Consider the following 22,983-nt stretch of genomic DNA (forward strand, 5'->3'; position numbering starts at 1 on the left):
CCAGCTCAGGTGCCACCTGCCGTGACACGCAGGTGGCCCGGCAGGGGAGGAGCTTGGGAACGGTAGCTATGCCCGGTGGGCGTCCGGACTTCCAAGGTATGGACAGAGTCGGTGTCGTTCCGGGCCGGCTCTGTTTTGCTGCTCCAACCCGGGTTTTCTTTAGTGTGGTTGCAGGCTTCGCAAAGTCCGGCGCCGTTGTCCAACGAGGTGGATCCGCCACGACGCCAAGGGACTACGTGGTCGATGTGCCGAATGGGCGCGTCGCAGTACGGTGTCCGGCACAGGTTGTCACGAACCTCTATGATGCGGCGCATTCCCTGCGGAAAGAAGCGGGACCGCGAGTCCTCGGCGATGAGCTCCCCGGTGCCGGGTGCTGTATAGAGGCGGCGAAGCCAAATATGGAAATCACCGTCGGGATCGCCGTGGGCCTTCGTTGTAAATACAAGGTCTCTGGCCCACTGGGCGGGGACAACCCCATAGCCGGTCAGCCGCGCCGGTTCGGAGTCGTTGTCCAGGAGGGTGCGGTCTGTCATCACCAGCTGCAGGTCAATCCCGGAATAGCCGGCGGATGAACCGGTGATCCGCTCAACCAGGGTGTCGGCCATAACCTGCCCCCGACCGCGTTGCTCACCACCAGGACGGGACCGGGCTGAGTCAGCGGCCCGCGTGAGTGCCGCGTAGGCTGCGACGCCTTGGGCTACAGGAAGCAGGGCGGTCAGGATGGTCATCGTGTCAGGTGCCGGCCGCAGACTCACGGTCCTCTCATTCGCGGCACGTGCAGCCCGCTGGGTTACCGAACGCGGATCACGGCGATAGGCTGCGGCTTTCGCAGCGGCAACGATGGCCTTGTCCCCGGCGCCTTCGAAGGTTCCGGTATCCGGCGCGAGCTCTTCATCCACGGCCGCCCGATCCTCATCGGACAAGCAGGCGGTCTCCTTGGCGAGTAGGGTGGCTCTCCACTCATTCAACAGCCCCGCATCCACGGCGGCCATGGTGTGTGGCATCTCCGTGACCAATGCCCGGGCCAAGCCAAGGAGTCGGGAGCCACGGTTTGGGGATTCCCTCCGGGCGGGCGCCACTTGCGCTCCTACACCCTTGCCACGTTCGGAAGCCGGGACTCCGGCCTCAGCCTGCTCAGCGCGTTGGGCAAGGTCGAAGGCCACCGTGATTTTGGCCTGAAGTCCCGAGATAGCCGACTTTATGTCTTCCAGTACCCGCAGTTGGTTGATCAGATCCCGGCTTATCGAGCTGGGAGTGGCTGAGCTTGGAACGGCGGGAAACTCCCGGTCAGAAGGAACCGGCATCAGCGCGGCGCTGACTCCTGCATCCACTGGTCTCTCCGGCTTTCGTCCCATGTTCCTACTCTGACAGGAGGCACCGACATTATTAGCCGACGAGCTAAGCCCGTAGCCGGGCAGCCTCGCTCGCCAGCTCGGCTTCCAAGGTCTGAATGCTCGGCAGGCTCGCAACCAACTCCTCGGGCAACGAGTCGGCCAGGGAAGTCCGCCACTCCGCGATGCCTACAGGCGCGTTGAAACCCCGCAGTGCGTACTCGGCCACCACGCTGTTTTTCTCCTTGCATAGCAGCAACCCGATGGTCGGCTTGTCATCCGGGTGCGCCATGAGATCGTCCACGGCCGCCATATACATGCCCAACTGGCCGAGGAAGCCGGGCTCGAACTTCACCGCCTTCAGCTCGATCACCATGTAGCAGCGCAGTTTCAGGTGGTAGAACAGCAGGTCGGCGAAGAACTCGTCGCCGGCAATCTCCAGCCGGACCTGCTCGCCCACAAAAGCAAAACCCTGGCCCAGTTCCAAAAGGAATTTCTCCACGTGCTTAACCAACTGCAGCTCCAGGTCCCGTTCGGTGTGACGGTCAGCCATGGACAGGAAGTCGAAGACGTACGGATCCTTGGTGGCCTGCTGGGCGAGGTCGGAATCGGCCGGAACCATGGTGGTCTTGAAGTTGGTGATGGCTTGACCGGACCGTTCGTGCAAGCGCGTTGAGATCTGGTGTGTCAATACGTTGCGCGACCATCCGTGCTGGGCGGCCGCCGCCGCGTACCAAAGCCGAGTGGCGGCGTCGTCGAGTTTCTCCAGCAGCGCGATCTGGTGGTACCAAGGCAATGTTGCAAGCGGTGCTTGCAACATTGGGAAGTCGGGCCAGGCCTGCGCGAAGCTCTTCATATACCGCAGGTTCCTGGGGGAGAAGCCCTTAGCCTCAGGGAACCTCGTGCGGATATCGGCGGACAGGCGTGTGACCACTTTGGCACCCCAGCCTTCCGCGGATTCACGTTCCGCCAACTGCCGGCCGATGCTCCAGTACGAATTCAAGAGCTCGCTGTTGGCTGCTGCCATTGCGCGAGTCCGGCCTACTCGGACTTCCTTCGCCACAGTGTTGAGCAGGGCGGGGTACCACTCGGGCATGGCCGACGACGCCGGGACGCCGGGAAATGAGGCCTCGGTGACGAGCTCTTGGGACGGCATATGTCTCCTGTCGATTGCTGTTGTGATCACGCTAGGGAAAGGCACTGACAAAATAGAGGGGTGAGTGCAGCCGGCGAATTTGTGGACTACACGCTCCAGCGTGAATCGTCGTGGGAGAAGGCCGACGAGGCTAGCGAACGCCTCGGCGAGGCCTTGACGGTGTACGGGGCGTCCGTGGGCGCAGTGCGCGGAACAATCCGGGATGCCCTGAAGCGGTACAAGAACCTCAGCCATGACGACATCACCGCCTTAAGCTCTGAACTGTGGGAGGAGCCGGTTTTCGAACGTCGCCTCGCGGCTGTGGTCCTGCTGCAAACCAAGGTCGGCGTTTTGGTGAACACCGATCTGACCCGTATCGAAGGTTTCATCAGGGACGCCGGGACCCGGGAACTGGTGGATCCGCTGGCCAAGGACGTGGTTGCGCCGTTGCTGGCCCGGCTCGAAGGGCTGGCGAAGGACCGCGCTGAGCGCGTTCTGGATCGTTGGGCGACCGACCCGGACCCTGAATTGCGTCATGCCGCGGCCCTTACCGCAGGCCCTTCCACCCCTTGATAAGCACCAACGACCGGCCTAGCGTTTCCCTCAACACATGCCAGTGACTTGAAAGGCAGGTTGTTTGATGAAATCGCTGTGGTTGGACCGCGAATCCCACTTCACGTCCGACCCGATTCCGGACGAAAAACATTTCGACACGATAGTGGTCGGCGCGGGACTTACGGGTCTGGTGGCGGCACTGCTGTTGTCCAGGTCCGGCCAGCGTGTGGTGGTCTTCGAAGCGCGCACGCTGGGTGCGGTGACCACAGGTAACACCACCGGCAAGTTGAGCCTCCTGCAAGGGGGAGTGCTTTCGGCTCTCCGCAGCCAGTACTCCTTGAAGGTGATGCAGGCGTACGTGGAGGCGAACAAGACGGGACAGGCCTGGCTCACGCAGTACCTGGAACAGCAGGGAGTTCCCTTCCAGCGCCGGACGGCTGTCACCTTCGCAACAACTAACGACGGCGGCCAGCAGCTCCGTAAGGAAGCAGCGGTTTCGCGCGACGTGGGTTTGGACGTCCACTTCAGCCGTGACCCGGGACTTCCGTTCCCTGTGGTTGAGGCTCTGGAACTGGAAGATCAGGCGCAGATCCACCCGATGGACGTGCTGGACACCCTGGCGAGGGACATCCGTGAGCACGGCGGCCTCATTGTTGAGGGTGTCCAAGTGCAGAATGTGGGTTCGGAGCAACCCCTGGAAGTCTCCACACGCAAAGGAACCTTCACCGCGGACACCGTAGTGCTGGCCACAGGTACGCCGATTTTGGACCGCGGCCTGTACTTCACCAAGCTTGAACCCAACCGTTCCTACGCCGCTGCCCTTCGGCCGCAGGTGGGGACCTCCATCCCGCAAGCCATGTACCTTTCCATTGACGCGCCTACCCGGTCCCAGCGCACCCACCCCACTGCAGGGGGCGAGTTACTCCTGGTGGGCGGCTACGGGCACACGGCTGGCCGTGCATCATCACCGAAACAGCACGTGGACGATCTCCTGGGATGGGCCAACAAGTATTATCCCGGGGCTGAGCTCACCCACACGTGGTCTGCCCAGGACTACCAGGCGACCAACCTCATGCCTTTCTTCGGCAAGCTGCCGAGGGGCCATGGCCGGATCTTTTTCGGCACCGGATACAACAAGTGGGGGATGAGCAACGGTGTCGCGGCCGCACTGTCCATTACCTCCGACATCCTGGGAGGCCAGTCCGACTGGGCGACGGCCATCCATCACCGCGTGACGTCACCCCAAGGCGCCCTCCAGGCCGTGCGGCTCAACGCCGGTACGGCCAAACGAATGATCGAGGACAAGGTTAAGGTCAGGAGTAACCCCGAGATCACGGACGAAACCCGTCCGCCTGAAGGGACAGGCGTCGTGGGACTCTACAAAGGCGAGCCGGCGGCAGTGTCTACCGTTGAAGGCAAAGTTTGTATGGTGTCTGCCAGTTGTGCCCATTTGGGCGGCTTGTTGACATGGAACGATGCCGAGAAATCCTGGGATTGCCCGCTGCACGGTTCCCGCTTTACGCCGGAGGGCACGTACCTTGAGGGCCCGGCGACGCATCACCTGCAGAAATCGGTGGGTAAGAAAAAGGATTAGCCCAGCCGGTCCACGCGGCGCTGCGCTTGATCCGCGGTGCGGCGCAGTTGCGTTGCCGTCCTTACGGCAAGCTTTTTGTCCGATTCTGCGGCTTCCGTATCGCGGGTGAGTCCGATCAGCTCGGCTTCCAGGGAAGCCAATCGTTTTTTGGCGTCCTCTATTTCGGCTTGGAGCTCGGTTCGGCGGGCATCCAACGTCTCGATGGCAGCCCAGGCTTGAGAGGCGGCTTCTTCGGCGCCTCGAGCTTCTTTGTCAGCTACTTCGAACTCGTTGCGGGCCTCTTCCAGTGCTGCCCGCTGCTTGGCGGCACGCCGCTCCGCCAGAGACGTAGCCTCCTCCTGCGGTACTTTTTTCCTGGTGGCCGACTCTTTGGGAGGGGTTGGTTCCTTACCCTGCGACGGTTCTTTCCCGCTGGGTTTGACCACTTGTTCGGTGGGGTCCTCAGCGTCATTGGTGTCCTCCGGCCCTGCCGCAGCCACAGCATCGGTGAGGTCCACGGACTCGAAGCCACTGCCGCTCAATCCCCTTACCAGGCGGCCTGTCCCTACGGCAGCGCCGGCGCCGGCGTCTGCCATCGCGGCTCGGAGGGTCTGCTCAAGGTCGGTCGCGGCGGCTGCGCTCAGGGGCGCTCCCAGTTCGCTCGCCAAGTCCTTGGCCGCCTTCACGGCTGACGCCAGCTGCCCTTGCCGTTGCTGGCCGAGTTCGCGAAAAGCCTCGGCGTCAGAGTCCTCTTGAGCGGTGCGGAGGGAAACGCCAAAGCGTACGACGCCGTCAATCACCTCGGGTTTATGAACCGCAAGCATGTTGACGGCCCAGGCGCCGGCAGCCGGCTTGGGCAGGCCACTGATCGCCTTCGCCAGTTCCTTGTCGCCACCCTCCTTGGCTTGGCGCACCAAGGCAGAGCGTGAAGCCGTGAAGTCGCGCGGCATGACGGCGTACAACTCCTGGGCGGCATCGCGGAGGTCCATGAACCCATCCTAGGGTTTCGTCACGGCAGTCCTCCGGATCGAGTCGGCACCCGCACGTGGCTTAGGGTAGCCTAAGTCGAGTGGATCAGATCATGAGCTTGCCCTTTGGCGTCGCACTCGCGGCGCTCTTCGCCATTGTCATGATCCGCGTCAACGTCACGTATTGGATTGGTCGGGGAGCCGTTGCCGGGTTCGCCCACACCCGGTTCGGCAGTTCGCTGGAGCGACCCAAAGCAGCCCGCGCCCAAGCCCTGATTCAGCGTTGGGGACCGTACGCCGTCGTGCTTTCCTTCCTGACTATTGGCCTCCAGACGGCCATCAACCTTGCCGCCGGTGCGGCTCGCATGCCCATGCGCCGGTATCTCCCGGCCGCAATCGGTGGCTCGGTCATCTGGGCCCTGCTGTATGCGACCATCGGGCTCGCCGCCCTTGAGGCCTGGTTGGCGGTAGCCGCAGCGTCGCCGGTGGGTGCGGGGCTGGCTGTCGCCGCCGCGGCCGCCATCGTTGTCTGGGTAGTCACGATCCGACGACGTCGGGCAGCGACCAAATCAGCGGATACAGTGGTCTGAGTTCTACTGCTGGATCGGCGAAAGGCTCGGGTTGACTACTGCATTACCGGAACTGGCGGACGGTGCTTTTTACTACGAATCGTTGGGTGAGGGCCGCTTCCGATCCACGATCCATGCCCAGGGTGCGTGGAATCCGCACGAACAACACATGGCGCCGGCTTCGGGCATCATCGCCGATGCCCTGGTGCGGCACGAACCCAGGGACGACGTTCGCCTGGCACGGATCAGTTACGAAATCCTCGGCCTGATCCCCGGCGGCGAATTCCAGGTCACCACCTCAACGTTGAGGCCGGGCAAGACCATTGAACTGATCCAGGCTGAGCTCTCCGCCGGCGGCCGGGTAGCCATCCGCGCCGCCGCGTGGCGGATGATCACCAGCGACACGAGCGCCGTGGCCGCGGTGGAGGACGAACCCATGCCCGCCCCGGACGAATGCAAGCCGTGGGACGGCGCCAGCGTCTGGCCAGGCGGCTATATCCGCTCACTGGAGATGCGCTTGGCCGAAGGCCACCGACCCGGATCCGGCAGGGTGTGGATCCGGACCTCGCACCCCCTGACAGATCAAGGAGACAGTTCGGACCTTGCCCGGCTGATGGGTTTGGTGGACACAGCCAACGGCATCGCGGCTCGCGTCCCTCCGGGTGAGAACAGCTACATCTTCCCCAACGTCGACCTTCAGATTCACATGTATCGAGCTCCGTCAGGTGAGTGGCTGGGGCTGGACAACAGGGTGTCCTTCGGTGCTGACGGTATTGGCCTGACATCCTCCGTGCTCCACGACGTCAACGGGCCGTTCGGGCGGGCCGAGCAGATCCTTACCTTGAGGAAGAGCTGATGACCGGCGAGCAGCCAAGCCTGACTGTGTACCGCCAGGAGGGATCCATGGGCGCAGCCGAGGATCTCGACTTCGCCTTGGAACTGTTGAAGCGTGCCCGGAGCGGTCAGCAGGGTCCCTGTCTTCGCTTGTATCGGCCGAAGCCTACGGTGGCTTTCGGCCAGCGCGATGCGAATCTGCCAGGATTCGCTGCCGCCGAGGAAGCCTGCCGCGGGCTTGGCTTCGAACCCTTGGTCCGAAAGGCAGGCGGGCGGGCTGCCGCTTACCACGAGGGCTCCTTGGTGATCGACCATGTTGAACCGCACCCTGACGCGATTGTGCGGGCCAAAGCGCGCTTCTCCGAGTTTGGCGAGCTGCTGGCCGGCGCCCTTCGCAGCGTGGGTGTTCACGCCGCCGTCGGCGAGATACCGGGAGAGTACTGCCCCGGCGAGTTCAGCGTTCACGGTGAGGACCCGGACTTCCCTGCCCATCGCATCAAGCTGATTGGAACTGCCCAGCGGGTAGTCTCCGGAGGTTGGTTGTTCAGTTCCGTGATTGTGGTGGAGAACTCCAAGCCCATCCGGGACGTCCTGACAGCCAGCTACGCCGCCCTTGGCCTGGACTGGGATCCGGCAACGGCTGGTGCTGCCAATGATTTGCTGCCGCACTTGGACGTGAAGACCGTGGAGGACGCAGTGATCGAGGCGTACCGCGGTTACGCGGACGTGGTCGACGGCGACTTCCGGAGTCTTGTGGCCTGGTCACCGCAGCTGCGTTGAGCCGCTGACGTGCCAGGGTTAGTCTGAGGGAATCAGCTACCCCGTCACGCGAATCGCGGTGTCATCATGGGCCGGAAGAAACATCCCATTGAGGATTCGGATGTAGACCTCAGCGTCAGCATCCCCAAGCGATCCGCCGCTGGTTTGCCGAGCCTGAGCGAAACGCTTCCCCATGCCATCGCTTACATGGGACCTTCCAGGGCGTGGAAAACACTGAGTGCTGTCAACCAAAAAGATGGTTTCGATTGCATGAGCTGCGCGTGGCCCGACCCACCGGAACGCAAAGCCGCCGAATTTTGCGAGAACGGCGCCAAAGCCATCGGGTGGGAGGCGGAGCCGCTGCGGATCCCCTCGGATTTTTGGGCCGAGAACAGCTTGGGTTCACTGGAGCGCCGATCGGAGTATTGGCTGGGCCAGCAGGGCCGGCTGGTGGAACCGGTGTACAAAGCCGCGGGTTCGGATCACTACGTCCCCATCTCCTGGGACCAGGCCTTCGGGATCATCGCCAAGGAGCTGAAGGCCCTTGACACCCCGAACCAGGCCACGTTCTACACCAGCGGCCGGACCAGCAATGAGGCCGCTTTCCTCTACCAACTGTTCGTCCGGGCCTTCGGAACCAACAACCTCCCCGACTGTTCCAACATGTGCCACGAGTCCACTGGCGCTGCCATGGGCGAGACCATCGGGGTGGGCAAGTCCGCCATCACCTACACGGATTTCGCCAAGGCGGATCTGATCATCATCATGGGCCAGAACCCGGGTACCTGTCATCCACGAATGCTCACGGCCCTTGAAGAGGCCAAGCAGGCCGGGGCAGAGATCGTTGCGGTGAATCCGCTCCCCGAAGCTGGCCTGATCAACTTCCGGAATCCGCAACGTCCGCGCGGACTGGTTGGCAGGGGCACGGACCTCGCCGATCAGTTCGTGCAGATCAGGCTCGCGGGCGACATGGCCTTGCTGCAGGCCCTCTCCAAGCGCGTACTCGACGCCGAAAGGGCCAGGCCGGGGACGGTCTTGGACCGTGCCTTCATCGAAGAGCATTGCCAGGGATTCGTGGGCTTCGCCGCACATCTGGCCACTCTCAACCATCGTGATGTTCTCGAAGCCACTGGCCTCGCGAGCCGCGACATCGATGAACTCGCGGCAAGATACCTAAGGGCCGACAAAGTCATCATCACCTGGGCGATGGGCCTCACGCAGCATAGGAAGGCAGTGCCGACCATTAAAGAGATCATTAATCTGCTCCTGCTGCGGGGCAACATCGGGAAGCCGGGGGCAGGCCCGTCGCCGATCAGGGGCCATAGCAACGTGCAGGGCGACAGGACCATGGGCATCTGGGAAAAGATGCCACCGTGGTTCCTGGACGCCCTCCAGCGGGAGTTCGGCTTCGATCCTCCCCGGGATCCGGGCATTGACGCAGTGGACAGCATCCGCGGTATGCGTGATGGCAGGATCAAGGTGTTGGTGGCGTTGGGCGGCAACCTGGTCCATGCTGTCTCGGATACCGGGGTGGCGGAGTCGGCTGTGAGAAGGACCCGGCTGTCTGTCCAGATCTCCACCAAATTGAATCGCTCGCACGTGGTGGTCGGTGAACAAGCACTCATCCTGCCCACCCTTGGCCGCACGGAGATGGATCGGCAAGGCGGCGTTGAGCAGTTCGTCACGGTGGAGGACACCGTGTGTGCCGTCCACCGATCCGTCGGCCCGCTGGAACCGATCGCGCCGGAGGTGCTGTCCGAAGTTGCCATCGTGACGCGCCTGGCCCAGGCTGTCCTCGGCCATAAGGTGCCGGTGGACTGGGCCGGTCTGCGTTTGGACTACAACATCATCAGGGACCACATCTCCCACGTGGTGCCAGGCTTCGAGGACTTCAACACCCGTATCCGGGAGAAGGACGGCTTCATCCTGCCGCACGGACCCAGGGACAGCAGGGCCTTCCCCACCGCCACGGGCCGGGCCATGTTCACGGTTAATGATGTGGAGACGATCCGGGTCCCTGCGGGACGGCTGCTGTTGCAGACACTGCGGTCACACGATCAGTTCAATACCACTACGTACACCATGAATGACAGGTACCGGGGCATTAAGAAGGGGCGCATGGTGTTGCTGGTCAATCCGCTGGACCTGGCTGAGCTGGGCTACCAGGACGGCGGTTATGTGGACGTCCACAGCGAGGCCGACGACGGCGTGGACCGTGTGCTGCCGCAATTGCGTTTGGTGTCGTACCCGACTGCCAAGGGATGCGCAGCTGCGTACTTCCCGGAAGCGAATGTTCTGGTGCCGCTGGATTCAACGGCGGAGGGCAGCAATACACCGGCGTCGAAGTCGGTGATTATTCGGCTTGAGCCGGCTGCCGCCCCGCTTTTCGAGTCAGCAGCCGGCCGACGCCCATGATGCCGTGGACTTAGTGTCCGCGTGCGATCCATTCGTCCAGGTGCGGTTTCTCTGCACCGATGGTGGTGGAATCCCCGTGCCCTGTGCGGACTACGGTTTCCTCGGGAAGTGGGAGGAGCCTGGTCCGGATGGACTCGATGATGGTGGGGAAGTCACTGTAGGAGCGGCCGGTCGCGCCGGGTCCGCCCTGGAAGAGGGTGTCACCGCTGAAAAGGGTGGCTTCGCCGGGCAGGTGGAAGGAGACCGAACCCGGTGAATGCCCCGGAGTGTGGATGGCCTTCAGCGTTGCCCCGCCAACGGTGAACTCAGCGCCGTCAGCAATTGCGACATCGGGATCGATCTCAGGGAACACCGCGCGCCACAGCATCCAGTCGTCCTGGTGCAGGTGGATGGGTGCATTGACGAGTTCCCGGAAGGCCCCGGCGGAGCTGATGTGGTCGTCGTGGCCGTGCGTAAGCAGGATGGCTTTGACCGTCCGGCCGTTGACGGCTTCCACGATCGCGTCCGGGTTGTGGGCGGGATCGATGACGATGCACTCTGCGTCGTCGCCGACGATCCAGACGTTGTTGTCCACGTCCCAGGTTCCACCGTCCAGTGAGAATGTCCCGGAGGTGACAACGCGGTTGATGGTGATGGTGGAGTCGCTCACAGCTCTACCACCGATCGCAGGACGGCGCCGTGATGCATTTTGTCAAAGGCCTCTTCCACCTGGTCGATGGTGATGCGCTCGGTGACGAAGGCGTCCAGGTCCAGCTTGCCCTGCTTGTAGAGATCCACCAGCATGGGGAAGTCACGGGAAGGCAGGCAGTCGCCGTACCAGGAAGATTTGAGGGAACCGCCTCGGCCAAAGACGTCCAGCAAGGGCAGCTCCAGTGTCATCTCCGGTGTGGGGACGCCTACCAGGACAACGGTTCCTGCGAGGTCGCGGGCGTAGAAGGCCTGCTTGTAGGTTTCGGGACGTCCGACCGCGTCAATCACCACGTCTGCTCCAAAACCGCCTGTGAGGGCACGGATCTCTTCCACGGGGTCGCCCGCAGAGGAATCGACAGTGTGGGTGGCTCCCAGGTCCTTGGCGCGTTCCAGCTTCTTGGCGTCGATGTCCACGGCGATGATGGTGGTGGCGCCGGCGAGGGCGGCACCGGCGATGGCCGCTACGCCAACTCCTCCGCAGCCGATAACTGCGACTGAGTCGCCGCGCTTGACGCCCCCGGTGTTGAGGGCCGCACCCAAGCCTGCCATGACACCGCAGCCGAGCAGGCCGACGGCGGCGGCATCGGCGTCGGGGTCTACCTTGGTGCACTGGCCGGCGGCGACCAGGGTCTTTTCGATGAAGGCTCCGATGCCCAGCGCCGGGGAAAGTTCCGTGCCGTCCTCGAGGGTCATTTTCTGGGTGGCGTTGTGGGTGTTGAAGCAGTACTGGGCTTGGCCGCGGTTGCAGGCGCGGCAGTTGCCGCAGACGGCGCGCCAGTTCAGGACCACACGGTCGCCCGGGGCGACGTCGGTGACATCGGGGCCGACGGCGCTGACCACGCCGGTGGCTTCGTGGCCCAGGAGGAACGGGAAGTCGTCGCTGATCCCGCCGAGTTTGTAGTGGAGGTCGGTGTGGCAGACGCCGCTGGTGAGGATGTCAACCAGGGCTTCGCCGGGCCCGGGCTCGGGAACGAGGATCGTTTCGAGGGTTGCGGGTGCGCCTTTGGATCGGACGACTACGCCTTTGACTGCGTGGACCATGGAGTGGTTCCCTTCGGGCTCGCTGAGCGCGGGCCAGGTTTAATGCAGCAGGGCCCGCAACGGATTCCCAATCTGTCTATCACAGGTGGCAGACAGAGCGTGGTTTGTTCCGTGCGGGCCCTTACCGGTGCCGGTGGCAGGTCTATGCTGCCAAGCGGTTTTCAACCTCGGAGGCGGAGGGGTTGGTTGCGGCGGTTCCGTCCGGGAAGAGCACGGTGGGAACGGTGCGGTTGCCTCCGTTGAGCTGCTCGACGAGTTCGGCTGTGCCATCTACTTCTTCGATGTTGATCTCGGTGTAGCCGATGCCCTTGGCGTCCAGCTGCTTCTTCAGGCGGTTGCAGTAGCCGCACCAAGTGGTCGAGAACATGGTGATGGTGCCGGAGTCGGGAGTGAAATCCACAGAGCTCTCCTCAGTATTTGTCGTTTGCACGGGGTGGTTCGTTCGTAACAACGGTAACCCGGTGCCGAATAATTCCCGTCCAGCGGCGAAGACGGGTTGCGTCACACGCCCGCGCTGGTGCGTTTTCCCGGGAAAGGGCAGACTGTTCGCATGTGTGGACGTTACGTAATGGCCCGTGCGGTGGGAGACCTGCTCGCCGACTTTGACGCCGAACTTGAGAACGAGATTGCCCTCGAAAAGTCCTGGAATGTTGCCCCGACGGACGCGGTTCCCATCGTGCTGGAACGCCTCATCGATGACGACCTGAAGCGGCAACTCCACGTTGCCAAGTGGGGACTGGTGCCGTCATGGGCTAAAGACCCCAAGGGTGGTGCCCGGCTCATCAATGCCCGCAGCGAGACACTGCTGGAGAAACCTTCCTTCAAGAAAGCTGCCGTAGCCCGTCGGTGTGCGGTGCCCGCGGACGGCTACTACGAGTGGAAAAAGGGGGAGGGCAAGAACAAGCAGCCGTATTACGTCCACCCGGGGGACGGCCATGGCCTGGTCTTTGCGGGATTGTATGAGTGGTGGCGGGACCAGGCGGCGTCCCCGGACGATCCGGGCCGCTGGCTTCTGTCCATGTCCATCCTCACTGCGGACACTCCCACTGCGGAGTCAGCCCGGACGCGACGCAGTGCTTCGGTGTTCGATGAGCTCACTGCGCTCCATGACCGTGTTCCCCTGCCCATGAGCACAGAGACGATGGAAGCATGGCTGGATCCGCGTGAGAAAGACGCCGCGGGGTTGGTGGACATGGTCCGTTCCAGGGCACACGATGCCGCTGCCGGTTGGACGCTGGACGCGGTGGGCGCCGCCGTCGGGAATGTCCGCAACAACTCACCGGAACTGATTGAACCGGTGGAAGGACTGTTCTAAAGGTTCAGAGGGCCTCGGTGACAGGCACGCCGGATTGGAACTCGCGGCCGTCAGCTTCGCTGAAGGCCGTCATGACGTGGCCTTTGCTGAGTCCGTGGATGGCCGATAGCGGGAAGTTCCCGGTGATGATGTTGCCGGAATGCTCCACTCCCTTGATGTCGTAGTTTTCCTCTGCGCTGAGGGAGTGGTTGAACGAATAGAAGGAAATCGCCTCGCCGTTCATGAATTCGATACCGAGCCTGCGCTGCGAGGAATAGTCTTCACTGGCAGCAACGAGGCCCACGACGTAAGCGCCGGAGCCTGGGATGTTGCCGTCAATTTCGAATCGGGCCACGAGGTTGTCGTCCGCGGCGGAGATGTTGACCTGCTTGAGGAGTGCGTCATTGGTGCTCATGCCACAATCCTGCTCTGTGGACCCGCTGCCGTCCACCCCTCGCAGGGTCATCCTTCCAGGAGCCTGCGGATGTTGCCTGTCACGGTCGCCCTGTCCATGACCTGCCCCTTGCGTGCGGTCAGCAAGTGCAGGGCCAGGCCGTCGCTGTAGTCGGAAACGGCTTCAGCACGTGCCCGGGCGTTAGGTATTTCCATCGCTTCGAGCAGCTGTGCCAACGCTGATACCAGCCGCTCGTGCCCGGCGGCGACCACCTCTGGTTGGTCGAGGGCGAACACGAAGCGTGCCCTGGTGAGTTCGGAGTTGTCGTATGCGAGCCCCAAGACGGCTCCGGCGATTTGCTCCGCCAAGCCGGCTGCCGACGTCGGGAATTCCAACTGCCTTTGCTGCAGCAGGAGGCTGTCCAGTTCTTCAACGCGGTCGACGGCGGCACTGACCAGCGTGGCACGGTTGCGGAAGTAGTTGGAGGTTGTTCCGGCGGCGACACCGGCTTGGGCGTCGACGGCCCGGTGCGTGAGGCCCTTGAGGCCCTGGGTGGAAACGACGGCGAGCGCGGCGTCGGCTAACTGTGTTCGTCGGTCGGACATGGCGAAAGTCTAGCTTCAGGACCTACCATCACTACAAATGTAGTAGTACAGTGTGGCCATGGAAAAGGTTGAGATTATCGGTGGGGGAATAGCCGGATTGGCGCTCGCCGGTCGGCTCGACCCCGGCAGGTTCAACGTCACGGTGTACGAGCAGAGACCCCAACTCCCCACGGTCGGAACAACTTTGGCCATGTGGACGGAAGCCCAGCAGGCCCTGTCCGAACTCGGGATCCTCGGAGCCGCGCGGAGACGGGGAGCCATCATCAAAGCCGGCGCCCTCCGCGGCCCCTCCGGAGAACCCATGCTGTCCATGGAAGGGGACGGGCTGATGGGGATCTCCCGACCCGAACTGCTGAAGCTGTTGGACAGTGCGGTGCCGGAGACGGTGACGCGAGTGACCGGAAGGGTGGATCGCCTCCCGCGCCACGCTGAGCTCACCGTCGGTGCGGACGGCGTCAACAGCGTGGTTCGGCGGGACTCCTGGGGTGAACGGAGGGCGGCAAGGCCTACGCCCTTCCTGGCAGTGAGGGGAGTCGTTCCGGGAACCCCATCTCCCAACGACATCGGTGAATACTGGGGTCGGGGGGAAATCTTCGGCTTGGCGCCGGCCGTAAGGGGGACCAACTGGTATGCCTCCTTCCGCTCCGGGCTGGGGCCGGACAAAGTGGACGTCGCAGAAGCGCTTGAAGTGACGCGAAGCCGCTACGCCCACTACTCGCCAGCCGTGCGGGATGTCCTTGACCTCGCCACCCCCGAAATATCGTTGGCCCAACGAATCTGGACCACCCCACCCCTCAGCCGTTACGCACGGGGCAACGTGGTGCTGGTGGGGGATGCCGCGCACGCCATGACTCCCAACCTCGGCAGGGGTGCCTGCGAAGCGCTGATTGATGCAGTGACCCTGGGGCGACTGCTCAACGAACTGCCCTTGAAAGCAGCGCTCGCCGCCTATGACAGGAAACGTGTACTGCGCACCCAGCAACTCCGGCTGGCATCCTCCCTCATGGGGAGCATTGCCCTGGCGCAGGGCATGCAACCTTGGCGCGATGCCTTGCTGAAGCAGGTAGGCAAGCGCGTTTCACGCGCCAGGGAAAGGGCGGAAACTTCGAAGTAGGTTTTGTCAGGGCGTCGGCGTAAACTTGAAATATTCGAACATACTTTCGAATGAAGATACCCCGGCGTAAATGAGGTGTGGATATGGGGCTGTTCAGTGAGTCCGTCGAAGTTATCTGCACGGACACAGGCCAGCCGCAGCAAGTTCAATGGAAAGGGATGCAGTACACGGTCACCAATGAGCCTGTCCGGTGGTACGAACGCCGCCAGTGGTGGCTGGAAGAAAGCCGCGCACCCCTGGGAAGCGGGGCCGGCCTGGTTGACCACGAAATCTGGCGGGTGCAGCTCCAGGCCCCGGGGGAAAAAGAAACCTCCAACGGGACCATCACCCTCGATCTCGTCAGGCACGTAGGAAGCGGACGATGGCGACTGCTCCGCATCCACGACGCCGCACCAGCACGTGCTGTAGAACCCGACGAAGCAGCGTGAACCTTGAGCTTCACTCACCTGCACGTCTCCACTGCCTTCAGTGCACACTACGGCGTCTCCTGGCCCGACGAGCTCGCCCAAACCGCTGCAGCAGATGGCGCCACAGCGCTCGCCTGCACAGACCGCGACGGTCTCTACGGCACCGTCAAACACCTCAAAGCCTGCATGGAGGCCGGCATCGACCCCATTGTGGGGGTGGATCTGGCAGTATTCGACGACGACGGCGACCACCGCACCCAAGTCGCTGGCCGCGTCGTCGTACTCGCCCACGGCAACAACAACGGCGCCGGTTACAGGGCGCTATGCAGACTGGTCTCCGACGCCCATGCCCGCACGTCTGGAAAAGCCGGGGGAGCCGTCCCCGCAGCAGTAACCCGGGGCGAACTCGCCTCCAGAACACTTGACCCACAAACCCTGAAACCAGTATTGACAGTCATGATCGGTCCGGACTCGGATGTCGGGCAGGCAATGGGAGGGCGAAAATACCTCAGGCCCAGAACCCTCTTCAAGCAATGGATCGACGCCATGCCACCGGGCACGATCGTTGCCGAAGCAGTTTCCCACCTCAGCCCACCGGGGGAACCCCTCAGCACAGCCCACGCCGTACGGATGCTCAAACTCGCCCTCGAATACAACGTGCCCGCTGTCCTCAGCAACGCCGTCCGCTATTGCGCGCAGGACGGAGCAGCTACAGCTGACGTCCTCGATTCAGCACGCACCCTGAAATCCCTCCCGGAACTCTCAACCGCCCCCATGCTCCAACCCACCGGCCAGGGCTGGTTAAAGAACGCCCAACACATGCTCCAACTTGGCAAGGAAATCATGAACGCGGCAGGCCAAGGAAAAGCCGACCTCAGCAAGCTGCTCGCAAATACAGAAGCGCTCGCCGACAAATGCCGCATGGATCCCGTCCTGGACATGGGATGGAAGAAACCCGTCGTTCCCGAATCCTCCATCATCGGCATCAACGGAGATCCTATGGTTGAACTGGCCCAGCGGTGTGAAGCCGGAATCACCAAACGCTTCCCCGGGATCAACGGCGAAGCGGAGAAGCGAATGCGCTCGCGGTTGATGCACGAACTCGGGATTATCGGCAGGCTCGGTTTTGCTTCCTACTTCCTTACTGTCGCTGAGGTGTCCCGGATGATCCTCGACATGGGTGTCCGGGTTGCAGCCAGGGGGTCGGGTGCCTCCAGCCTGGTGAACTATCTGATCGACATCAGCCAAGTGGATCCAATCCGCCACGACCTCATTTTTGAACGTTTTCTTTCCGGCCGCCGGTCAACCCTCCCTGACATCGACATCGACGTCGAAAGCGCGGAACGGCACAACGTATACCGGAAGATCTTTGATCGGTTCGGAGCGGAACGCGTCACGCTCATGAGTATGCAGAACGGCTACAGGGCGCGTGGTGCTGTCAGGGACGCCGGAATGGCCCTGGGAATGGACGAAGGCGAAATCAGCGATATCGCCAAGCAGCTGTGGAGGTTCTCCGCACGCAAGTTCCGTGAAGCCTTGGTGGAGAAGCCGGAGCTTCGCGACTTTGCTGGGCGTGTGGAACGGGGCGCCTCGGAGGAAAACCAGCAACTGGACCTCTTGGTGGACTTGACCGAAAGGCTGGACCGGCTGCCCCGCCATATCTCCATGCATCCATGTGGAGTGATCCTGGGGGATGCAACGCTCCTTGACCGGACGCCTGTCCAGCCCAGCGGGCTTGGACTTCCCATGAGCCAGTTCGACAAACATGACATGGATCCCATGGGCATGCTGAAGCTGGATGTCCTGGGTGTGCGCATGCAAAGCGCCATGGCATTTGCGGTCCGGGAGGTCATTCGCCTCCATCCTTCCAAAGCAGAGGTGGTGGCTGCCGGTAAGCACCCGGTTGAGCCAGGTGGGACAGGGCCTGATTTCATCGCTGCAGACGGCAGGATCGATCTCAACGCCGTTCCGTTCGACGACGAGCCCACTTATGAGTTGATCCGCAGCACCCATACGCTGGGGTGCTTCCAGATCGAGTCGCCGGGTCAGCGGGAGCTCATAGGAAAGATGGCTCCGCGCGAATTCAACGATTTGATTATCGATATTTCACTGTTCAGGCCTGGGCCCATGAAGTCGGATATGGTCCGCCCATTCCTGGAACACAGGCATGGTTTCGCGCCGGAGATCTACCCTCACCCGGACCTGAAGCCGGTCCTTCAGGAAACCCATGGCGTCACCGTGTTCCATGAGCAGATCCTGAAGACTTTCGATGTCATGACCGACTGCGGTTTGGCGCGGGCCGATGAATTCCGCCGTGCCTTGGGCGATGAAATCCATGAGCCGGGCGTCGAGGTGTACTTCCGGCGTGAGGCGATCAAGAAATACCCGCCTGAAGTAGTGGACAAGGTCTGGGGGACCTTGAAAGCGTTTGGGAGCTTCGGGTTCTGCAAAGCGCACGGTGCTGCCTTTGCCGTGCCTACCTACCAATCGGCTTGGCTGAAAACACATCATCCCGAAGCCTTCCTCGCAGGGCTTTGGGAACACGACCCCGGCATGTATCCCAAGCGATTGTTGGTGGCTGAAGCGCGTCGGCTGGGAATTCCCATCCTGCCTTTGGATATCAACCGGAGCCAAGCTGAATACAGGGTGGAGAGGATTCAAGACGGACCTGATCAAGGGAAACTTGGCATCCGCTTGAGCCTTACCGGGATATACGGGCTTTCCGGAGCGGAACTGAAACGGATCGTGGCGGGGCAGCCCTTCGATTCCCTGGCGGATCTCAGGGCGCGGGCGCGGGTAAGCAAGCCAAACATCAAAAGGCTCGCCCAACTGGGTGCTTTCGATGTCCTGCATAAGGATTCCGGAGGAAAAGCGAACCGGGCCGACCTTGTACAGCACCTACAAGCCCTCCAGGGCAGCTCCACCAAGAAAGCTGCCGACGTGATCGAAGGGCAACTGTCGTTCGCTTTGGGCGATGTTGAGCTAAGGAACCTCGCTCCGGAATTACCCGCACCCACCATGGTGGACAACGTCAGGGCGGAGCTCGACCTCATGGCGGTGGACGTCAGCGAGCATCTCATGGACAGCCATCGGCCCTTGCTGGACAAGCTGGGAGTCACCACCGCAGACAAACTCCTGGGGCTGCGCAATGGAACCGAGGTCCTGGTGGCAGGGGTCAGAATCGCGACCCAGACCCCGCCCATGCGTGGTGGGCGGCGGGTGGTCTTCATCAGCATCGACGACGGCACAGGCTGCGTTGATTCAGTCTTCTTCCATGAAGCGCAAGAGCAATCGGGTCCGCTGTTGTTCGGTACCCGGCTTCTGCTGATCCGTGGAACCACCAGGAGGACAGGTCCCAAGGGAATCAGCCTGAGCGCCAGCAAGGCCTGGGATCTCAGCCAACCCGAAACGTTCCCTTTCGCGGAACTCCTGCCTGCCGGAGGAGGACCTCCAGACGACTACACGCACCACGGACCCCTCCACGGCATCTCCAGAAACCTTGCCATCACGGGCCTGGGAAGCTGAGCAGGCAGCTGAATCGGGGAACGGCGCGCTGCTTTGGCCGCCTTCGCCGGAGCAGATACGATTGACGGTGGCTGGCTGTGGTCCCCGTACGCCACAAGCTATGAAGCCTCAACCATGAATAGGAGACACCCGTGTCAGATGCCCAACAGATCACCCTCATCGTCGATGGCGAAGAGACCAAGGTGACGGAAGGGACTACCGGCGCGGAACTCTTCTTCGAGCGCCGCGACGTCGTTGTAGCCCGTGTCAACGGTGTGCTGAAGGACCTTGACCAGGTCCTGCCCGCGGATGCTGACATCGAAGGCGTCACCATCGAATCACCCGACGGCCTCAACGTGCTCCGCCACTCCACCGCCCATGTCATGGCACAGGCCGTGCAGCAATTGCGCCCGGATGCCAAGCTCGGTATCGGCCCTTACATCACGGACGGTTTCTACTTCGACTTCGACGTCGCTGACCCGTTCACCCCGGAAGACCTGCGCCAGCTGGAAAAGATGATGCAGAAGATCATCAACCAGAACCAAAAATTCGTTCGCCGCGTGGTTACTGAAGAAGAAGCCCGCGAAGCCATGGCCAACGAGCCTTACAAGCTGGAACTTCTCGGGAAGAAGAACGACGCAACAGACGCCGTCGAAGGCGTCAACGTTGAGGTCGGCGCCGGCGACATCACCATCTACGACAATGTGGACAGGAAGAGCGGCGAGAGCGTTTGGTGTGATCTATGCCGTGGCCCGCACCTGCCCAACACCAAGATCATTTCCAACGCATTCGCCCTGACGCGTTCGTCCGCTGCGTACTGGCTGGGCAACCAGAACAACCAGCAGCTGCAGCGCATCTACGGAACTGCCTGGCCCACCAAGGATGCCCTCAAGGCGTACCAGGAGCGTATTGCTGAGGCCGAGCGCCGCGACCACCGCAAGCTCGGCGTCGAACTGGATCTCTTCTCCTTCCCTGACGAGCTGGGTTCGGGCCTCCCGGTGTTCCATCCCAAGGGCGGCATCATCCGCAAGGCCATGGAGGACTACTCCCGTCAGCGCCACGTGGATGCCGGCTACGAGTTTGTCTACACCCCCCACATCACCAAGGGACACCTCTACGAGGTTTCCGGCCACCTTGACTGGTACAAGGACGGTATGTTCCCCGCCATGCAGGTGGACGCCGAATTCAACGAAGACGGAACCGTGCGGAAACCGGCCCAGGATTACTACCTGAAGCCGATGAACTGCCCCATGCATAACCTGATTTTCCGTTCCCGTGGCCGTTCCTACCGGGAACTTCCGCTGCGCCTCTTCGAATTCGGATCGGTGTACCGCTACGAGAAGTCCGGGGTTGTGCACGGCCTGACTCGCGTACGGGGCATGACACAGGACGATGCCCACATCTATTGCACCCGTGAGCAGATGAAGGATGAACTCACCACCACGCTGAACTTCGTCCTGGGCCTGCTCAAGGATTACGGCCTGGATGATTTCTACTTGGAACTCTCCACCAAGAATGAAGAAAAATTTGTGGGTGACGACGCCGCTTGGGAGGAAGCCACCCGCACGCTTTCCGAGGTTGCGGCAGCCTCCGGCCTGGAGCTGGTTCCGGACCCGGGTGGAGCAGCCTTCTACGGTCCCAAGATCTCCGTCCAGGCGAAGGACGCCCTGGGCAGGACCTGGCAGATGTCCACGATCCAGTTGGACTTCAACCTGCCCGAGCGGTTCGAACTCGAATATCAGGCGGCAGACGGTACGCGCCAGCGCCCGGTCATGATCCACCGTGCCCTCTTCGGTTCTGTTGAACGCTTCATGGGTGTCCTCACCGAGCACTATGCCGGTGCCTTCCCCGCATGGCTCGCTCCCGTCCAGGTGGTAGGCATCCCTGTGGCCGAGACGTTCAACGACTACATGTTCGACGTCGTCGGCCAGCTCAAGGCCGCCGGTATCCGTGCCGAGGTAGATATCTCCTCGGACCGTTTCCCCAAGAAGATCCGTACTGCCAGCAAGGACAAGATTCCCTTTGTCCTGATTGCCGGAGGTGAGGACGCCGAGGCTGGTGCGGTGTCGTTCCGCTTCCGCGATGGCAGCCAGGACAACGGTGTTCCCGTGGCAGAGGCGGTCCGCAGGATTGTTGATGCCGTCAAGAACCGCGAGAGCTGACGGAACGGACGCATAGACGGTGCAGGAGAACACAGGCGCGGCAGCTGATCTTCCGAGCGACGCCGACGTAACCGATGACTTCGGACTCGCGGGCGTTCCGGACGCATTTCAGCGCCTGTGGACTCCGCACCGCATGGCCTACATCAAGGGCGGGCAGGATCAATTCAAGAACAAGGATGATTGCCCGTTCTGCGTAGGACCCTCCCGTACGGACGAAGAGTCCCTCATCGTCTACCGGGGGAGGACCTGTTATGTGGTGCTCAACCTCTTCCCCTACAACCCGGGCCACCTGCTGATCTGCCCCTACCGCCACGTGCCCGATTACACGGACATCACCGTGGAGGAGACAGCAGAGTTCGCCGAACTTACCCAAACCGCCATGCGCGTGTTGCGGAAGGTCTCGAATCCGAGCGGCTTCAACCTGGGCATGAACCAAGGTGTAACAGGCGGTGCCGGCATCGCCGCGCACCTTCACCAGCATGTAGTCCCGCGGTGGGGCGGGGACGGAAACTTCTTCCCTATCATCGCCCAGACCAAGGCCATCACGCAGACCCTTGACGAGGTCCGCAAACTGGTGGCCGAAGCCTGGCCGGGGGAGTCGAATGCTCAATAGGCATGCGCGCGGCTTCTTCACTTCCCTCTTCACACCTCTAGCGCGTTGGCTCCTCAGGATTGGCGTGTCTCCTGACGCCGTGACCATTGCCGGGACCGCCGGAGTGATCCTCGGCGGCCTGGTCCTCTACCCGTTAGGCCAGTTGTGGTGGGGTTCCGTGGTGATCGCCTTTTTCGCCTTTTCGGACGTCGTCGATGGAATCATGGCCCGCCTGCAAGGCCGGAGCGGAGGCTGGGGAAACTTCCTCGACTCCACCTTGGACCGGTTGGCGGACGGTGCCATCTTCGCGGGCCTCACTATCTGGTTCTTCACCCACGGTGACGACCCCGCAATCGGAACCGCCGCCGTCGTTTGCCTTGTCTTGGGGATGGTTGTTTCCTACGCGAGGGCCAAGGCGGAATCGCTCGGGTACCAGGCCAGCGTCGGGATTGCAGAGCGGGCCGAGCGGTTGGCCTCGGTGCTGCTGATTGCCGGGCTCACGGGGCTCGGTCTTCCGCCCGTGGTGTTGTTCGGAACGCTGATCCTGCTGGCACTGGCCAGTGCCGTGACCATCGTCCAGCGCATGTCCGCAGTCCGTCGGCAGGCCATGGCCGAAGCCGATGGTGCGGCGGCCGGCTAAGTCCCTAAGGGGCAAAGCCTCACAAGGGAACTGGCATCCGACCAGACTCACTCTCTGGCGGTTGTGCAGTCGCCCTACCACAACCCTCTTTATTGCCCGTCAAGGCAGTAATGAATGTACTGCCACCATGCAACCTGCGACTACTATTACTAGTACTTGGTCACCTTGACCTGAAAATCCGGTGTGCGCTGATGCGGTCGTGTGGCTGCGCGTGCCCCCGGCATGAAGGTCGTTTATCTACCCATAGGGGTTTTTGTGTCTACACCAGATGTAAGCAACGAAGCCGGTTCGTCCGCGAACAGCGTTACGGGCAGCAGCCGCGTCAAGCGGGGCATGGCTGAGATGCTCAAGGGCGGCGTCATCATGGACGTCGTTAACGTCGAGCAGGCCCGCATCGCCGA

At 62.3% G+C, this 22,983-nt stretch carries 21 protein-coding genes and 1 pseudogene; 14 read left to right on the forward strand and 8 right to left on the reverse strand.

Translation table 11 applies throughout. From position 1 onward, the window contains the following. Positions 1–5: 5 nt before the first annotated feature. Complete coding sequence (locus tag FQP90_RS14230) at positions 6–1,355, reverse strand: HNH endonuclease (protein ID WP_439898656.1); 1,350 nt, start codon at positions 1,353–1,355, stop codon at positions 6–8. A gap of 43 nt (positions 1,356–1,398) precedes the next feature. Then, positions 1,399–2,487 (reverse strand): PDDEXK nuclease domain-containing protein, encoded by a 1,089-nt coding sequence (locus FQP90_RS14235; protein ID WP_144651560.1) that lies wholly within the window; start codon positions 2,485–2,487, stop codon positions 1,399–1,401. A 60-nt stretch (positions 2,488–2,547) separates the two neighbouring features. On the opposite strand from FQP90_RS14235, the gene FQP90_RS14240 reads away from it, so the two are divergent. Further along, a complete protein-coding gene (locus FQP90_RS14240; RefSeq protein ID WP_144651562.1) occupies positions 2,548–3,039 on the forward strand; it encodes a DNA alkylation repair protein in 492 nt (163 codons plus the stop codon). A gap of 67 nt (positions 3,040–3,106) precedes the next feature. Continuing rightward, positions 3,107–4,615 (forward strand): FAD-dependent oxidoreductase, encoded by a 1,509-nt coding sequence (locus FQP90_RS14245; RefSeq protein WP_144651564.1) that lies wholly within the window; start codon positions 3,107–3,109, stop codon positions 4,613–4,615. Here the strand turns inward: FQP90_RS14245 and FQP90_RS14250 are convergent. Continuing rightward, positions 4,612–5,583 (reverse strand): hypothetical protein, encoded by a 972-nt coding sequence (locus tag FQP90_RS14250; protein WP_144651566.1) that lies wholly within the window; start codon positions 5,581–5,583, stop codon positions 4,612–4,614. The genes FQP90_RS14245 and FQP90_RS14250 overlap by 4 nt on opposite strands. An 80-nt stretch (positions 5,584–5,663) precedes the next feature. On the opposite strand from FQP90_RS14250, the gene FQP90_RS14255 reads away from it, so the two are divergent. The 4 genes from FQP90_RS14255 (at position 5,664) to FQP90_RS14270 (ending at position 10,139) form a co-directional block, all read left to right on the forward strand. Further along, on the forward strand, positions 5,664–6,152 hold the full coding sequence (locus FQP90_RS14255; protein WP_144651568.1) for a DedA family protein: 489 nt from the start codon (positions 5,664–5,666) through the stop codon (positions 6,150–6,152). Between the two features lie 31 nt (positions 6,153–6,183). Then, positions 6,184–6,987 carry a thioesterase family protein gene (locus FQP90_RS14260; RefSeq protein WP_144651570.1) on the forward strand — a complete coding sequence of 268 codons (804 nt, stop codon included), beginning with the start codon at positions 6,184–6,186 and terminating at the stop codon, positions 6,985–6,987. After that, on the forward strand, positions 6,987–7,745 hold the full coding sequence (locus FQP90_RS14265; protein WP_144651572.1) for a lipoate--protein ligase family protein: 759 nt from the start codon (positions 6,987–6,989) through the stop codon (positions 7,743–7,745). Before FQP90_RS14260 ends, FQP90_RS14265 begins: the two co-directional genes overlap by 1 nt. A 66-nt stretch (positions 7,746–7,811) precedes the next feature. Then, positions 7,812–10,139 carry an FdhF/YdeP family oxidoreductase gene (locus FQP90_RS14270; RefSeq protein WP_144651573.1) on the forward strand — a complete coding sequence of 776 codons (2,328 nt, stop codon included), beginning with the start codon at positions 7,812–7,814 and terminating at the stop codon, positions 10,137–10,139. Positions 10,140–10,149: 10 nt separating this feature from the next. On the opposite strand, the gene FQP90_RS14275 is transcribed toward FQP90_RS14270, so the two are convergent. The 3 genes from FQP90_RS14275 to FQP90_RS14285 all read right to left on the reverse strand — a co-directional run bounded on the left by FQP90_RS14275 (position 10,150) and on the right by FQP90_RS14285 (position 12,270). After that, positions 10,150–10,788, reverse strand: coding sequence for an MBL fold metallo-hydrolase (locus FQP90_RS14275; protein WP_144651575.1), 639 nt, complete (start codon positions 10,786–10,788; stop codon positions 10,150–10,152). After that, a complete protein-coding gene (locus tag FQP90_RS14280; protein ID WP_144651576.1) occupies positions 10,785–11,870 on the reverse strand; it encodes an S-(hydroxymethyl)mycothiol dehydrogenase in 1,086 nt (361 codons plus the stop codon). The genes FQP90_RS14275 and FQP90_RS14280 overlap by 4 nt, the downstream gene beginning before the upstream one ends. Before the next feature lie 142 nt (positions 11,871–12,012). Then, positions 12,013–12,270, reverse strand: a complete 258-nt coding sequence (locus FQP90_RS14285) for a mycoredoxin (RefSeq protein WP_017197512.1) — start codon at positions 12,268–12,270, stop codon at positions 12,013–12,015. 168 nt (positions 12,271–12,438) lie between these two features. Here FQP90_RS14285 and FQP90_RS14290 point away from each other — a divergent pair, with 168 nt between their 5' ends. After that, positions 12,439–13,185 carry an SOS response-associated peptidase gene (locus tag FQP90_RS14290; RefSeq protein WP_244296785.1) on the forward strand — a complete coding sequence of 249 codons (747 nt, stop codon included), beginning with the start codon at positions 12,439–12,441 and terminating at the stop codon, positions 13,183–13,185. A gap of 4 nt (positions 13,186–13,189) precedes the next feature. Here FQP90_RS14290 and FQP90_RS14295 read toward each other — a convergent pair whose 3' ends face one another. Further along, complete coding sequence (locus FQP90_RS14295; protein ID WP_144651580.1) at positions 13,190–13,579, reverse strand: hypothetical protein; 390 nt, start codon at positions 13,577–13,579, stop codon at positions 13,190–13,192. A gap of 47 nt (positions 13,580–13,626) precedes the next feature. After that, the gene (locus tag FQP90_RS14300) at positions 13,627–14,163 is read right to left on the reverse strand and encodes a TetR/AcrR family transcriptional regulator (RefSeq protein WP_144651582.1); all 537 of its coding nucleotides are present in this window, start codon (positions 14,161–14,163) and stop codon (positions 13,627–13,629) included. A 52-nt stretch (positions 14,164–14,215) separates the two neighbouring features. On the opposite strand from FQP90_RS14300, the gene FQP90_RS14305 reads away from it, so the two are divergent. The 7 genes and pseudogenes from FQP90_RS14305 to FQP90_RS14335 form a co-directional block, all read left to right on the forward strand. Further along, complete coding sequence (locus tag FQP90_RS14305) at positions 14,216–15,277, forward strand: FAD-dependent monooxygenase (RefSeq protein ID WP_144651584.1); 1,062 nt, start codon at positions 14,216–14,218, stop codon at positions 15,275–15,277. A gap of 83 nt (positions 15,278–15,360) precedes the next feature. After that, positions 15,361–15,705: a DUF6504 family protein gene (locus tag FQP90_RS14310; RefSeq protein ID WP_144651585.1), complete on the forward strand. Its 345-nt coding sequence runs from the start codon at positions 15,361–15,363 to the stop codon at positions 15,703–15,705. 3 nt (positions 15,706–15,708) lie between these two features. Further along, positions 15,709–19,209, forward strand: a complete 3,501-nt coding sequence (locus FQP90_RS14315; protein ID WP_144651587.1) for a DNA polymerase III subunit alpha — start codon at positions 15,709–15,711, stop codon at positions 19,207–19,209. A 131-nt stretch (positions 19,210–19,340) separates the two neighbouring features. After that, positions 19,341–21,350, forward strand: coding sequence for a threonine--tRNA ligase (gene thrS, locus FQP90_RS14320; RefSeq protein ID WP_144651589.1), 2,010 nt, complete (start codon positions 19,341–19,343; stop codon positions 21,348–21,350). A gap of 19 nt (positions 21,351–21,369) precedes the next feature. Continuing rightward, positions 21,370–21,963, forward strand: coding sequence for an HIT family protein (locus FQP90_RS14325; RefSeq protein WP_144651591.1), 594 nt, complete (start codon positions 21,370–21,372; stop codon positions 21,961–21,963). After that, complete coding sequence (gene pgsA, locus FQP90_RS14330) at positions 21,953–22,582, forward strand: phosphatidylinositol phosphate synthase (protein ID WP_144651593.1); 630 nt, start codon at positions 21,953–21,955, stop codon at positions 22,580–22,582. The genes FQP90_RS14325 and pgsA overlap by 11 nt, the downstream gene beginning before the upstream one ends. Positions 22,583–22,837: 255 nt before the next feature. After that, positions 22,838–22,983, forward strand: a pseudogene (locus tag FQP90_RS14335) (pyridoxal 5'-phosphate synthase lyase subunit PdxS); the annotation flags it as partial.

Source organism: Paenarthrobacter nitroguajacolicus (assembly GCF_007786235.1).
In the GTDB taxonomy this organism is placed as follows: Bacteria; Actinomycetota; Actinomycetes; order Actinomycetales; family Micrococcaceae; genus Arthrobacter; species Arthrobacter nitroguajacolicus_A.